This is a genomic window from Limnochorda sp. L945t (assembly GCF_035593305.1).
In the GTDB taxonomy this organism is placed as follows: domain Bacteria; phylum Bacillota; class Limnochordia; order Limnochordales; family Geochordaceae; genus Carboxydichorda; species Carboxydichorda subterranea.
The window spans coordinates 2,877,042-2,891,065 of record NZ_CP141615.1 but is presented as its reverse complement, the minus strand read 5'-3'; the positions used below and the strand labels follow the sequence as shown (position 1 = coordinate 2,891,065).

General features: G+C 70.0%; 13 protein-coding genes and 1 tRNA gene. 6 read left to right on the top strand and 8 right to left on the bottom strand.

The features are described 5' to 3' along the window. Window positions 1-9 precede the first annotated feature (9 nt). The 6 genes from U7230_RS13340 to U7230_RS13315 all read left to right on the top strand — a co-directional run bounded on the left by U7230_RS13340 (window position 10) and on the right by U7230_RS13315 (window position 6,298). Complete coding sequence (locus U7230_RS13340) at window positions 10-1,380, top strand: D-alanyl-D-alanine carboxypeptidase family protein (protein ID WP_324716325.1); 1,371 nt, start codon at window positions 10-12, stop codon at window positions 1,378-1,380. Next, window positions 1,329-2,363: a 4-(cytidine 5'-diphospho)-2-C-methyl-D-erythritol kinase gene (gene ispE / locus U7230_RS13335; protein ID WP_324716324.1), complete on the top strand. Its 1,035-nt coding sequence runs from the start codon at window positions 1,329-1,331 to the stop codon at window positions 2,361-2,363. Before U7230_RS13340 ends, ispE begins: the two co-directional genes overlap by 52 nt. A gap of 51 nt (window positions 2,364-2,414) precedes the next feature. Next, window positions 2,415-3,191: a GntR family transcriptional regulator gene (locus U7230_RS13330; protein ID WP_324716323.1), complete on the top strand. Its 777-nt coding sequence runs from the start codon at window positions 2,415-2,417 to the stop codon at window positions 3,189-3,191. Window positions 3,192-3,210: 19 nt separating this feature from the next. Beyond that, a complete protein-coding gene (locus U7230_RS13325) occupies window positions 3,211-4,062 on the top strand; it encodes an NTP transferase domain-containing protein (protein ID WP_324716322.1) in 852 nt (283 codons plus the stop codon). A gap of 61 nt (window positions 4,063-4,123) precedes the next feature. Continuing rightward, window positions 4,124-4,197: transfer RNA gene (locus U7230_RS13320), tRNA-Gln, on the top strand. Window positions 4,198-4,246: 49 nt separating this feature from the next. Then, on the top strand, window positions 4,247-6,298 hold the full coding sequence (locus U7230_RS13315) for a sensor histidine kinase (protein ID WP_324716321.1): 2,052 nt from the start codon (window positions 4,247-4,249) through the stop codon (window positions 6,296-6,298). On the opposite strand, the gene U7230_RS13310 is transcribed toward U7230_RS13315, so the two are convergent. From U7230_RS13310 to U7230_RS13275, 8 genes are all read right to left on the bottom strand, one after another. Further along, window positions 6,295-6,660: a nucleotidyltransferase domain-containing protein gene (locus tag U7230_RS13310; protein ID WP_324718248.1), complete on the bottom strand. Its 366-nt coding sequence runs from the start codon at window positions 6,658-6,660 to the stop codon at window positions 6,295-6,297. The genes U7230_RS13315 and U7230_RS13310 overlap by 4 nt on opposite strands. Further along, window positions 6,638-7,033 (bottom strand): HEPN domain-containing protein, encoded by a 396-nt coding sequence (locus U7230_RS13305; RefSeq protein ID WP_404980682.1) that lies wholly within the window; start codon window positions 7,031-7,033, stop codon window positions 6,638-6,640. Before U7230_RS13305 ends, U7230_RS13310 begins: the two co-directional genes overlap by 23 nt. Window positions 7,034-7,300: 267 nt before the next feature. Beyond that, on the bottom strand, window positions 7,301-8,560 hold the full coding sequence (locus tag U7230_RS13300) for a Gfo/Idh/MocA family protein (RefSeq protein WP_324716319.1): 1,260 nt from the start codon (window positions 8,558-8,560) through the stop codon (window positions 7,301-7,303). Between the two features lie 65 nt (window positions 8,561-8,625). Next, on the bottom strand, window positions 8,626-9,585 hold the full coding sequence (locus U7230_RS13295) for an ABC transporter permease (RefSeq protein WP_404980681.1): 960 nt from the start codon (window positions 9,583-9,585) through the stop codon (window positions 8,626-8,628). Window positions 9,586-9,641: 56 nt separating this feature from the next. Next, complete coding sequence (locus tag U7230_RS13290) at window positions 9,642-10,661, bottom strand: ABC transporter permease (RefSeq protein ID WP_324716317.1); 1,020 nt, start codon at window positions 10,659-10,661, stop codon at window positions 9,642-9,644. Beyond that, window positions 10,654-12,180, bottom strand: a complete 1,527-nt coding sequence (locus tag U7230_RS13285; protein ID WP_324716316.1) for a sugar ABC transporter ATP-binding protein — start codon at window positions 12,178-12,180, stop codon at window positions 10,654-10,656. Before U7230_RS13285 ends, U7230_RS13290 begins: the two co-directional genes overlap by 8 nt. Window positions 12,181-12,289: 109 nt before the next feature. Next, window positions 12,290-13,354 carry an ABC transporter substrate-binding protein gene (locus tag U7230_RS13280; protein ID WP_324716315.1) on the bottom strand — a complete coding sequence of 355 codons (1,065 nt, stop codon included), beginning with the start codon at window positions 13,352-13,354 and terminating at the stop codon, window positions 12,290-12,292. A 68-nt stretch (window positions 13,355-13,422) separates the two neighbouring features. After that, a complete protein-coding gene (locus U7230_RS13275; RefSeq protein WP_404980523.1) occupies window positions 13,423-13,878 on the bottom strand; it encodes an ROK family protein in 456 nt (151 codons plus the stop codon). Window positions 13,879-14,024: the final 146 nt, after the last annotated feature.

Genomic DNA, 14,024 nt, shown 5'->3' with positions numbered 1-14,024 from the left:
CCCAGAGGGGTGCGTTCATCGTCGCGATCGCGCAGGGACTTCGCTCCTGACGGCGGTGCCCGCGCGACGGCATCCGCCAAGGGAGCGGCCGGCAGCCGGCCTCGGTGGCTCCCCGGCGCGGCCGTCGTCGTGGTGGCGCTGGCCATAGCCGTCCTGTGGCGGATGGGTGGGCGGCCCGGCGGGAGCACGCCTCCCGGGGGCCCGGCCGAAGGGCCCGGGCAGGCAGGGGCGGCCGGGACGGCCGCGCCCTTCGAGCTGCGGGGGCCAGGGCCGCAGGACGTGGGGTTCGACGTCAACGCTCCGGCGGCCATCCTGATCGACGCCGAGACGGGCCAGGTGCTGTTCGAGAAGAGCGCGGACACCACGATGCACCCGGCGAGCATCGCCAAGATCATGACGATGCTCGTGACGATGGACGCGGTGAAGCAGGGGTACGTGTCGCTCAAGGACCCCGTCCGGGTGAGCCGTAACGCGGAGGCCATGGGGGGATCTCAGGTCTACCTGGTCGCGGGCGAGACTTTTCCCCTGGAGAAGATGATGCGGGCCATCGCCATCGCCTCGGCCAACGACGCGGCGGTAGCGGTGGCGGAGCACGTGGCGGGAACGGTCGGGGCGTTCGTGACCCTCATGAACCAGAAGGCCAAGGACCTGGGCATGACGCACACCCACTTCGTCAACCCGGACGGGCTGCCGCCCGACGCAGGGCCCGACCCCAACGTGACGACGGCGCGGGAAGTGGCGATCATGGCGCGCGCGCTCATCACCCAGTATCCGGAAGTGCTGCAGTGGACCTCGGTACGGCGGGAGACGTTCAGGGAAAACCCGTTGCTGATCATGGACAACACCAACCATCTGCTGGGGGCGATCGAGGGGGTCGACGGGCTCAAGACGGGCTATACGACCGATGCCGGGTACTCGGTGGCAGCGACGGCGCAGCGTGACGGGCGCCGCCTGGTCGCCGTGGTCATGAAGACCGACAGCGACCAGACCCGGGTGAGCCAGACGGCGTCGCTGCTCGAGTTCGGATTCCGGGCGTACCGGCCGGCGGTGGCCGCCCTGGCCGAGGAGAAAGTGGGCGAGCTGCGGCTGCGGGGCGCCCAGCCCGGGGCAGTGCCCGTGAAGGCTGCCAGGACCCTCACGGTGCTCACCCTGGGCGGCCGGAGCGACGGGCTGACGCGCCAGGTCGTATGGAAGCCCGGCCTCAAACCCCCCATCCAGGAGGGGCAGGAAGTCGGGTGGGTAGTGGCGAGCATGAAGGGCACCCCGCTGGCGAGGGTGCCGGTGGTGACCACCGCGGCGGTGCGACCCGCTTCGGGGTTGAGCCGCCTGTGGATCTGGTTGCGGGATCTGGTGAGCGGGGTGGTCGTGGCGGGGCGCTAGCCGAGCGTGCGCCTGCCAAGCTCAACCTGGTGCTGCGGGTACTGGGGCGCCGGCCTGACGGGTATCACGAGCTCGACGGGGTGATGGTGAGCGTCGACCCGCCCGCCGACGAGGTGTGGGCGGGGTTCGCGGCGGGGTTGGCCCCGGGACGGCTGCGTGTCCGCGCCGAGGGCCCGCTGGCCCCGTGGCTGGCGGGAAGCGGGGTGGCGCTCGAGGCCGAAGCGGACCTGGGACAGGCCGGCGCCCTCGAGCATCCCAACCTCGTGGTGCGGGCGGCGGCGGCCCTGCACCGGGCGCACCCGCCGAAGCCGGGCGCTGCCGGGCACGGGGTGGAGCTGCGGCTCGTCAAGGCCATTCCGGTCGGGGCCGGGCTCGGCGGAGGGAGCGCCGATGCGGCGGCGACGCTGCGGGCGCTCAACCGGCTGTGGGACCTGGGGCTGGCAACCCGGGAGCTGGAGGAGGTCGCGGCCCGGGTGGGCGCGGACGTGGCCTTTTGCGTGCGGGGCGGAGCCCAGCGGGCCGGCGGGGCAGGGGAGGCGCTGCGGCACGTCTCCGTCCGCCTCCAGGCCGGCTGCATCCTGGTGGTGCCGGAGGAGAGCGCCTCCACGAGGGAAGCGTACCGGCTGTGGGACGCCGGAGAGCGCCCGGCCCACCAGGCACGGAGCCCGGCGCCGGTGGACGGTGCGGTCGAGGCGCTGGCCCGGGGGGACCTCGCCGGACTGGCAGCTTCGTTGTGGAACGATCTGGCCGTCGCCGCGGCCAGGCTCTGCCGATCGACGGAGCGGCTCCAGCGCATCCTACGGGACGTCCCGGCGTGCATGGCAGTTTCGGTGACGGGCAGCGGATGCGCGGTGTTCGGCCTGGTAGATCCGGCAGCACTGCAGACATGCAAACAGGCGGTCGAGAGGCGGTTGCGGGAGGAGGGGCTCCGCGCGTGGGTCTTCGCGGCCCGGATCCCTTCCGGGGGCGGCGGAGGATTGTGATAGAATGCACGTCAAGGCAGCCCCGTGCTGAGGGAAGGGAGCTGGGCGCCCGTGCCGGGTCCGCTGTCGCCGCTGAAGCTGGATAATTATAAGCCGCTTCGCGAGCTGGTCTTCGAAGCGCTGCGGGAGGCGATCATCTCGGGCGCCTTGCCGCCCGGGGAGCGGCTCATGGAGGTGCAGCTGGCCGATGAGCTCGGCGTGAGCCGCACCCCCGTGCGCGAAGCGATCCGCAAACTGGAGCACGACGGCTTCGTGGTCATGATCCCCCGCAAGGGGGCGTACGTGGCCGACATCTCCCTCAAGGACGTCGCCGAGATCTTCGACGTGCGCAAGGCGCTGGAAGCCCTGGCAGCCCAGCTCGCGGCCGAACGCGCCAGCGACGAGGACCTGGAGCGCACGGAGCGCGTCCTGGTGGAGTACGACGCCTGCATCAACCAGGGCGACATCACCCGGCTCATCGAGGTGGACACCCGCTTCCACGAGGCCATCTACCAGATGGCGGGCAACTCCCGGCTCAAGCAGATGCTCAGCCTGCTCAGCGAGCAGGTCATGCGCTACCGCACCATGACGCTGTCGCACGGGCCGCGCATGCGCCGGGCCCTGGAGGAGCACCGGCGCATCGTGGAAGCCATCGCGGCCCGGGACGGCGAAAAGGCGTCGCGCCTGGCCCGGGACCACATCGAGAGCGCGGAGAACGCCCTGATGGAGCTCATCGCCCGGTCGGGCAAGGACCAGGGGCAGGGTATGCCCCCCGGCGCTCACGGCCGGCGTACCGTGGCGGCGCGCGGCGGCGAGGAAGGTGGCGGGGACGACGAGCACGCCCTTTGAGAGTTCCGGAGCCGGGCCGTTGCAGCGGCCTCCGGATCCGGCGGCGTGGGACCAGGAGATAGCCCTCGCGCCGCGCCTCGACGCGGTGGTGCTGGCCGCGGCCGGCAACCGGGGCCGCTTGCGGGAAGTGAGCGAGGCTCCTTACGAGGCCCTCATCCCCATCGAGGGCCGGCCCATGGTGGCCTACGTGGTAGAGGCGCTGGCACAGGCCCGCCGGGTGTCGGGGATCGTGGTGGTAGGCCCCGACCCGGTCGTGGAGGCAGCCCGCAAAGCGCTCGGCGAACCGGTGGGCACGCGCCTCAAGGCCGTTGCGCCGGGTGCCCGCCTCATTGACAACCTCGAGCGGGGCCTGGCCGAGGCGACCACGGAGCACGTACTGGTGGTTACGAGCGACATCCCGCTCGTGAAGGCCCACATGGTGGACGACTTCGTCCGGCGGTGCGAACAGTCTCCCGAGATGCAGGACGTCTGGTACTCCATCGTCGAGCGTCGTATGGGCGAACACCGCTATCCCGGGGTCAAGCGTACCTGGGTGAAGCTGGCCGACGGGTCGTTCACGGGAGGCAACGTGTTCGTGGTGCGCCGGGACATCGTCGAACTCACCCGGCCGATCCTGACCCGCGCCATCGAAGCCCGCAAGAGCCCGTTGACGCTGGCTCGCCTCCTGGGACTGCGAGCCGTGGTGCGGTTCATGTTGGGGCGCTTGACGGTAGCCGAGGCAGAGCGGCGGGTGGGGCGGATGCTGGACATCCGCGGGAAGGCGGTCGCCACCCCGTACGCGGAGATCGGCATCGACGTGGACAAGCCGTCCGACCTGGAGCTGGCCCGGCGCTTCCTCGGCCCGCCGGCCCAGGCAGGAGCCGGTGCCTGAAGCCGGCGCTTCATCCGGCCTTTCGTCCCGCCCGGGCCGTCTGGTATACTGGAGCGCGCGCTGGGGCGTTGTGTAACGGCAGCACGGGAGACTTTGGATCTCCTAGTCCTGGTTCGAATCCAGGCGCCCCAGCCAAGTCATTTCAGGAGTTTGCGGGATCGAGGGAGTACCCGGAGGGCCGCGGGTGCTCCTCGGAGCAGGGCTGGTGGGCCAGGGCGGGTTTTGGGGTAGACGCCGGCTGGTCATGACGCTGCCCGTCATCCTCGGGGTGGGGCTGGTGTGGGCGGGGCCGGCCTCCTGGGGGGCGCGGGGAGGCGTCGTGTTCGCGGCGACGCCCAGGGCCCAGGCCGGGGTGCTGGATCTCGAGGGCTGGCGTCCGGCCAGAGACGAGCCCCTCTGGCTGGACGGGGAGTGGGCCTTGTACTGGCAGCGTCTCCTGGAGCCTGCCGACTTCGCCTCGTCCGGGCCATTGCCACCTGACGGCTACGTGCCGGTACCCGGCCCGTGGACTCGCCTGCACCTCCAGGGTCACGCGCTCCCCGCCACGGGCTATGCCACGTACCGGCTCCAGATCCGGCTGGATTCGAAGGGATGGCAGGAGCCGCAGGAGCCCCTCGCGCTCTCCATCGGGTACATCTGCTCCGCCTACCGGCTGTGGGTCAACGGGCAGGAGGTGGCATCCAACGGGCGCGTGGGCGTCTCTCCGGACACCGAGCAGCCCCAGTACCTCCCCGTCCTGGCATCGTTCTACCCGCGGGGGCCGACCATCGACGTCGTGGTGCAGGTCTCCAATTTCTATCACCGGTGCAACGGCATCTGGAGCCGCATCGCGCTTGGCTCTGCCGGCGCCCTCCAGCGCAGGCAGGCCTGGAGCCTCGGACAGTCAGTCTTCTTGCTGGGCGCCATTCTCATCATGGCCCTCTACCACGTGGCCCTCTACCTGTCGCGCCGTACCGAACGGGTGGCTCTCTATTTCGGGCTGTTCTGCCTGACCATCGCGCTGCGCACCACTGTAACGGGCGAGGAACTGTGGCTGCGGCTGGCCCCGCAGTTTCCCACGGGCATCGAGCTTCGCCTGGAATACCTGACGGATTACCTTGCCCTACCGCTGTTCTATCTGCTGCTCAACGGGCTGTACCCCTACGAGGTGCCAAAATCGGCCGTGCGGCTCGCCGCGGGAGTGGCTGCCGCCGGCATGGTTTCCCTGGCCGCCCCCGCCTACCTGGCCTCCCAGGTCGTGCCGGTCTACGAAGGGTCCCTCGTGCTGTTCGTGGCCTATGCCCTGGCCGGGATGGTGAGGGCCGTCCTGCGCCGGCGAGACGGCGCGTACATCTTTCTCGCCGGGGCGGCGGCGTTGTTCGCAGCGCTCATCAACGACCTGTTGAACTACAATCATCTGGCGTTCACCGTGGAGTTGCTGCCCTTGGGGCTGTTCGCCCTCATCCTCTCCCAATCGGTGCTCCTGGCCCAGCGCTTTTCCCATGCCTTCACGGAACTCCAACGCTCCCGCCGGATGGTGACCGAACGGGAGGAACAGCTACGCCGGAACATCGCCGAGATGCTGCACGGGGCTGTCCAGACCCGGCTCCTGGTCGCCGTCCACCAGGTCAGCGAGGCAGAGGCCGAGTTGGCCGCCCAGCCCGAGCGCGCACGGGAGCTGTTGTCATCGGCACGAGGGCTGCTCGAGGCGGTACGAGAGCGTGAGGTTCGAGAGGCGAGCCACCTGCTGCATCCGTCGATCATCCGGGTGGGGCTCGTGCCTGCCGTGCGTTCCCTGGCACAGCGCTTTCGCGACCGCTTCGACGTGGACGTGCAGGTGAGGGAGCGCCTCGCCGCACTGGACAACGTGGCCGACAACCGCATCCCGGAGTCCATCCGTCTCGCCGCCTATCGGGTGCTGGAAGAGGCCTTCAACAACATCGCCGTCCATGCCGGAGCTGCCCGGGCGGAGGTGCACCTGGACGTGACGCCCGACGGGCAACTCCGCCTCAGCATTCGGGACGACGGGGCCGGATTCGACCCGGCTACGCTGCAACCGGGGTTGGGCCTGCGCAGCATCGCAGCGCGGGTCGTGGAGATGGGGGGAGCGTGGCACATCGACAGCCGTCCGGGCCTGGGCACCACCCTGACCGTCTGGATCCCCTTGACGGGGATCGCCACGACGCGACCATCTCCGGGTCGTAGACCGCGAATCCCGCCGCGGCTTCCTCGATGGCACGTACCCGGTGCCCATTAGGATCCCTGCTCCCTCTGCCCACCCGGGGACCCAGCCCGGACGTAGACCCAGATGGCTTCGTCCGCCGCCCGCCGGGCGAACGGGCTCGTTTCCTGCAGCCGCTCCCATTCGTCCAGCGTGTACACGAGGACATCGACCGGCACCGGGACACCCTTCGGATACCACCCGCTGCCCCGGCGCTCGAAGGGCTGCTCCGATGATGCGACCACCACGACGAGATCGAGGTCGCTGCCAACGCCCCAATCGCCTCTGGCGTATGAGCCAAAGTAGCCGATCCGGAGCGCCCGCGGGTCCTGCGAGGCCGCCGTCTGCGCCCACTCCCGGATCGCCCGGTCAACTTCATCGCGGCCGGGCCATCTCATCACTGACGAACGCAAGGATCTCACGGGCATACCGGATCGCCTCCTCACTCTGCAGCGACCCGAAATGCTGGAAGGGGGCCCCTTCCGGATGACTGTTCGGGTAACGCGGGGCGATGTAGAACCCGTCGAGGACATGGGCTTTGTCCACGAGATCGGCCGGCACCGCGATGGCCGGAGGCAATTCGCCTAGAAGACGGGCGATGACATGGCCCCAGGCCTCCTGGCCGAAGTACAGGTGGAGGGCCTTGACCGCTTTCTCGGCCGCTTGCTGTGCGGCGAAGCACGCCCACTCGTGACGGCCCGCGCGGCGGGAATCCTCGGCCTGCTCGAGGTCCCGCTGCGCCTGGCTGATCCAGTCCCCTGCTCGTGACACCACGGCCGGCCATCCCTTTCCCGTAGGAGCCTGGACCCAATGTACCATGCCTCATCAGGCGTTGCCCACTCTCGTGATACCCTGGGCCGCTGTCTGCGCGGCCTGCCGACGGCCGTCATCTGACCGGCCGGCCGCGGCTTCCTCGCCGGCGCTTCCGGGCGAGTAGCGAACGGCCGTGGAAAAGCGATGGGGCGGCAGGATGCCGCCCCATCTTCCTGGCGTCGGACGTCGCAGCTCTGTCGTTCGGGCCCTCGGCCCTTTGCCCGGTCAGTGCGCCCGCTCGGCGATCTGCCGCGGCGACCAGCGATCCTGCTGCACCAGCGGCACGAACTCGTCCAGGTTGTCCGGCGCGAACCGCATCGTCATGCCCGCCTCGGCCGCCCGGTAGGCCGCCATCAGGAGCTGCGTGACGAGCAGCCCGTCCCGCAGCGTCTCCCTCGGCATCCGGCCTTGCGCGAAGGCGGCCGTCACGTGCTGGTTTTCGGCGGTGTAGCCGTAGACGTGGGCCTCGTCTCCCAGGTAGGGCATCTGGCCCTGCTCGGCCGCCTGCTTTTCGACCAGATCCTCCCCGGCCGGGCCCTGCACGTTGCGGCTGAAGAAGATCTTGGACTCGGGCTCGAGCGTGTTGATCGACAGCGAGTACTCGGGCCCGAGCAGTTCGAAGGTCAGGCGCAGGCCTGCTCCCGAGAAGCTCCACGACGTGTTGGCCTGGGTGATGACCAGATCCCCGTCGGCCGTCTCGTAGACGATCTCGGCGCTGGCGTAGTCCTCGGCCGGCGCGCGGCCGTAGTCCACTTCGCCGCCGGTTTGCCGGCGCAGCAGCTCCGCGTAGCGCGGCCGGCTCCACTTGAGGTTGGCGATGCTGGCGGTGACCGCCACCGGACGCAGATAGTCGGGCCGATCGGGAGGCGTCAACATGTACCTCCCGGCCTCCACCGAGTGGCACATCATGTCGCTCAGCACGCCGCCGCCCTGCAGCGGCCCCCTCCAGAACCACGGCCGGTGCGGCCCGCCGTGCTCTTCGGCGGCCCGGGCCAGGTAAGGCGTACCCGACAAGGCGGCGCCGCGCCGCCAGGCGATCTCTTTGCCCCGGGTGAGCGAGGGGGCGAAAACCTGGTTTTCCAGGTACGCGTGCAGCAGCCCGGCGCCCTCGACCATCTCGACCAGCTTGCGCGCCTCGGCCACGTTACGGGCGAGCGGCTTTTCGATGGCGATGGCCCGGACCTTGGAGCGCCCGGCCCGCACCTCGTCGACGATCGCCTGCACCAGCGGCACCCGTACGTGGTTGGGCGCCGTGATCCAGACGGCCTCGACGTCACTCTGGCGCACCATGGCCGCCACGTCGTCGTATCCGGCAACCTCTCCGACCCCGAGCTCCCGGCACAACTCGGCGAACTCCTTGCGAGACTGAGGATTGGGCGAGGCGACGGCCACGATGTCGCCGTCGCGTACCCCCACCCAGCTCCTCGCGTGGAATCGCGCGATGAACCCGCTGCCTACGAAGCCCACTCCGATCCGCCTGGCCATTTCGCTCCCTACCCCTTTCCCAGCTTCCTGCCACGGGTGGCCCGCGCTTCGCTCGAGCGAAGGCGTTACTGCCGCAACCGGCGCTGGCGCCCGTACGCGGCCAGGAGCAGCACCAGCACGAGGCCGTGCACGACCTGCCGCCCCGCCTCCCCCATGCGGAGCGTGGTCAGGATGGCCTCGAGCACCGTGAGCACCACCGCGCCGACCACCGAACCGGTGTAGCTCCCGGCGCCTCCTGCCAGCGAGGTCCCCCCGACGACCACCGCGGCGACGGAGCGCAGCACGTAGTCGCCGCCGATGTCGAGGAAGACGGTGGTGGTGTACCCTACGAAAAGATAGCCCGCCAGGGCGGCCAGCGCGCCGCTGAGGGCGTATGTCGCCACCACCATCCGGGGTACGTGGATGCCGGACAAGAGCGCGGCCGTCCGGTTGGCCCCGATGGCGTAAAGCCGCCTTCCAAAGGAGGTCCGGCTCAACAAGACGGTCATCCCTATCGCGACCGCAAGCCACAAGAACAAAATGCCCGGGATCCCCCATACCCACGGGTGCACCACGATCTCGTTGAGCAGGGGCGCTGCCCGCCCTTTGGGCTGTCCCTGGGTGTATACGAGCGTCAACCCCTGCACCACGCCCGTCATCCCCAGGGTCATGACGAGCGGGGGGATCCGCAAGTAAGCGATGCCGACACCGTTGAGGGCGCCGAGGGCAAGGCCGGTCACGAGGACCGCGGCGAGCGCCTGCAGCAGCAACGCATCCCTCGCCAGCGTGATGTGGGCCGTCATGACGGCGGCCAGGCTCATGACGGCGCCGACCGACAGGTCGATGCCCTCCCCTCCCGAGATGACGACCAGGGTCTGCCCGGCCGCCACGATCCCGAGGAATGATGCGATCCGCAAGACGTTGAGCACCTGGCCGTAGCTGAGGAAACCCGGTGACAGCGCCTGCCCCAGGCCGAACAACGCCACCACCAGCAACAAGGCGACCAGGGTGGGGTTACGCCCGAGGCGCCGGGCGCCGGTGGCCAGCGCGCCGGCAGGGGCGTGCTGCCTCCACTGCTGCGCGGCGAGCGGCTGCGGGGACTTCACACGGACCGCCTCCTCACCGAGCCGAGCGCCGCGGCGGCCAGCGCGCCGATGACGATGAGGCCGGATATGAAGTCCTGATAAAAGGGCGGGACGTTGGCGAAGAAAATCACGTTACGGATGAGGCCGAGGACGGCGGCCCCTGCCGCCGATCCGCCGGCTCCCCCCACGCCGCCCGCCAGCCGGGTCCCTCCAATGACCACCGCGGTGATGGAGGAGAGCGTCAGCGGCTCACCCACCAGCGGGTCGCCCGAGGCGATGTCGGCGGTCAGCGCGAGCCCGGCTATCCCGGCAAACAGGCCCTCGAGCGCATAGGCCGCCACCATGACGAGGGAGACGGGGACGCCGCTGGCGTAGGCGCTGGCGGCGTTGCCACCGACGGCGTACAGGTACCGCCCGAGGCGGGTGCGCTTGATCACCCACCACAGCCCGAGCACCACCAGCACGACCCAGGCGACCACGGGTATTCCCAGGAAATAGCCGCGGTACGTCCGGTAAACGAGCTCGGGCACGCTGCCTCCCGGCGTCGGCATCACGTAAAGGGCGAGGCCCATCCAGACGAAACTCGTGGCAAAGGTCGCGATGATCGACTGCAGCCGCAGGTGTGCCACGAGCAGGCCGTTGACGGTGCCGGTCAGGACCCCGACCAGGAGGCCTGCGGCGAGCGCCAGCAGGACGCCCCCGGTGCCGGGCTCTGGGCCCAGACCGCTCAGCAAGCGGACCGTGACCACGTTGACCAGGGTCACGATCCCGCCGACCGAGAGGTCGATGGCTCCCGTCAGCACCACCAGCGTCTGGCCCACCGCCGCCGCGATGAGGGGCAGGAAGGTGGCCACGTTGGCCCGCAGCACGGGCATCTCGAAGAAGTTGGGCTGCAGGGCGCCGTTCACGGCCACCACGGCGCCGAGCACGACCAGGCTGATCCACAACGGTAATCCCCGGCGAAGCCGTTCGCTCGCGGTCGGCCCCGGCACCCCGGCGCCCAGCAGGAGCTCTCCCGGAGCCCCTCGTTCACCCACCCGACGTCACCCTCTCCCCACGGACCAGGCGCAAGCCAGCGGCTACCAGCTCTTGCCCGGTGAGGCGCTCTCCCCGGAGCTCGTCGACGATCTGGCCCTCGTACATCACCAGCACCCGGTCGCAGAGGGTCAGGAGCTCCGTGTCGTCGCTGGAGTTGAGCAACACCCCGAGGCCGCTGGCGCGCATCTGCTCGATCGAGCGGTAGAGTTCCAGCCGTGCACGCACGTCCACCCCTTTGGTGGGGTCATCCATCAGGAGCAGGCGGGGCTGGCTCAGCAGCCACTTGCCGACGACCACCTTCTGCTGGTTGCCGCCGCTGAGGCTGGAGACGGGCTGCAGGAGGTCGGCGACTTTGATCTCCAGCGACTCGACCGCTTGCCGGGCAGCGCTTTGCTCTCGTGCGTTCGAAAGCAGCCCCATCCGGGAGCGCAGCCCCAGGCTCGGTAGCGTGAGGTTTTCCAGGATCGGGCGGGGCATGAACAGCCCCTCCTGGCTCCGGTTGCCCGGGATGAGCACCACTCCCCGGCGGATCGCGTCGGCCACCCTGTGCACCCTGGCCGGCCGGCCGTCGATCTCGTACCGGCGCCACTGGGCGGGAAGCGCACCGAACAGCGCCTTGAGCAGCTCCGACTGCCCCTGGCCCTGCAGCCCGCCCAGCCCCACGACCTCGCCCCTGCCCACCGCGAGGGTGACGCCCCGCAGCACCCGCCCCGACACCAGCTGCTCGACCCGCAGCACGGGTTGCTGCGGGCCTGCCGCCGGGAGCCTCGGTTGGCGTGCAGGCGCCTCCACGTCGCCCACCATCAGCCGCAGCAGATCATCGGGCGTCGTGGCGGAGAGCGAGACCGTCGCCGCCGTTTGCCCGTTGCGGAGCACCGTGGCCCGGTCGCAGACCCGGTACACCTCCTCCAGGCGATGGGAAATGAAGACGACGGTACTCCCTTCAGCCCGCAGCCGGCGCACCACCTCGAAGAGCGCGTCGACTTCCCGGCTGCGCAAGGAGGCCGTCGCCTCGTCGAGGATCAGGAGCCGGGGCCGGCGGGATAGTGCCTTGGCGATCTCGACCATCTGCTGCTCGGCGGGCGACAGCTCCGCGACCACCAGGTGCAGGGGCAGCCGGCGGCCCAGGCTCCGGGTGAAAGGCTCCAGGCACTCGGCGGCGAGCCGCCACGTGGCGGGCTCGTCGACCAGGCCGTGGCGCACGCGTTCATGACCGAGCAGGATGTTTTCTGCGACGGAGAGCTGGGGCACGAGGCTCAGTTCCTGGTAGACCGCGGCGATCCCGAGGCGGTACATGTCGGAGGGGCCTGAAATGGACACCTGCCGCCCGTCGACCTTCACGACCCCCGCGTCGGGTGCCACGACGCCGGTCAGGATCTTGGCCAGGGTGCTCTTCCCCGAGCCGTTGGCTCCGAGGAGCGCATGGACCTCGCCGGGGCGACATTCGAACGAGGCTCCCTGCAGAGCCACGACGCCCCCGAACCGCTTTTCGATGCCCACCGCCTCGAGGTGCGGCACGGTGTTTGCTCCTTCCTCGATCCAATCAAGAGGTGCGGCGGAGGGAGGCCCCCGCCCCCTTGCGCCCGGGCGGCCGCCCTCCCTCCGGGGTATCAGTCCCGCCCCGGCCTCACTTGAAGTAGGACCGGGCCTCCTCCTCGGTCAGCCACCCGTCGAGTGCGTAGGCGTCGGGGTAATCCTTGTACTTGGCCCACAGCTCGTCGAAGTTGTCGTTGGTGACGATGCCGGGGATGGGCACGTAGAGCGTGTTGCCCCGGGCGAGCACGCCGTCCTTGAACTGGCGGCCCTGCAGGATCTGCATGGCGATCCGCAGCCCGCTGGCGGCGACTCCCGGCGGGTTGACCACGCCGATGGCCTGGAAGCCCTTTTCCTTCTTCAGCTGGTCCCAGAGGCGCATGTAGCCGACCCGGGCCTCACCGGACATGAGCGGCAACTTGCGGCCCGAGGCCAGCACCGCTCGCAGCGCGCCCTCCGCCATGCCGTCCTGGACCCAGACCCCGTCGATGTTGGGATAGGTGGCGAGCAGGTTGGACATCACCTGCTGGCCGGTGGCCTGGTCCCAGTTGGCGTGGGTCATGGTCAGGATCTTGATACCGGGGTACCGGCCGAAAACCTCGCGGGCGCCGCGCCAGCGGTCCTCGTTGGCCGGGTGGCCCGCCAGGCCGTTGATGACCACGATGTTACCCTTGCCCTGGAGCTTCTCCGCCAGCCACCGGGCCGAGATCCGGGCCCACTCGGCCTGGTCGATGACGACGTTGACGGCCTTGGGGCTCGTCACTTCCTGGTCGACCACGATGACCACGATGCCGCGGTCGGCGGCTTCTTCGATGACCGGGTTGAGCGCGGTCTGGGAGTTGGGGTTGATGATGATCACGTCGAAGCCGCGGTTGATCATGTTGCGGATCTGGGCGATCTGCGCGGTCACGTCGGGGCCTGCATGGTTGACGTAGAGCTCACCCTTCACGAGCCCTTTGCTCTTGTACTCGTCGAACACCTTCTTGGCGCTCTCCACCATCTGGATGCGCCACTCGCTGCCGACGAACCCGTTGCTGATGGCCACGGTGTACGGCGGTTTCTTGGCGGCTGCCACGGCGGGTGCGGTGGCCAGCGTAGCGGCTGCCGCCAGGACGACCAGCGCTGCCATCCACGTGCGAATGCTGCGAAGTCTCTGCAAGCCTGGCTCCCCCTTCGACTCGAGGAACTGTCGGTCCCTCCGGCACCCGGCGCCTGGCGACGGGCGCCTCACCCCCTCTCGAACCGCTCCAGGATCGACGCCTTGGCGTGCATGGCGGCCAGCGCCGCCGCCCCCACGAGGCCGGCCCGGTCGCCGAGCCGCGAGGCCCGGACCTCGGGGACGATGGGCGAAAGCGCCCTCAAGCGGCCGGCCAGCTGGGGCACGATGTGCTGCACCAGGGCGCCCACGGGCCCTCCCAGGACGATCGCCTGCGGGGCGAGGATGACCGCGACGTTGGTCAGCGCCCGGGCCAGCCTCTCGATGACCTCGTCGACGACGGCCGACGCCTCGGGCCGTCCTTCGCGGGCAGCGGTGAAGAGGGCTCCCAGGGCTGCCTGGTCGTCCGCGGTCGGCCCGGCAAGGTGAGCAGCCCGAGCCCGCTCCACCAGGTACGGGATGGCGAGCCTGCGCTCGAGGTGTCCGAAGCCCAGAGGTCCTTGCCGCTCCGGACCCGGGCCGTCCACGATGAGATAGCCGATCTCCCCGGCGCAGTTGCCCGTTCGGCGCCGGCCCCCCTCGTCTCCTGCTGGCAGGTGTCCCCCGGGGAGAGGGCTTTGTCCAGGGGTGTCGAAACCTCGGGGCACCAGGTTGCGACGACGCAGCCATCGCG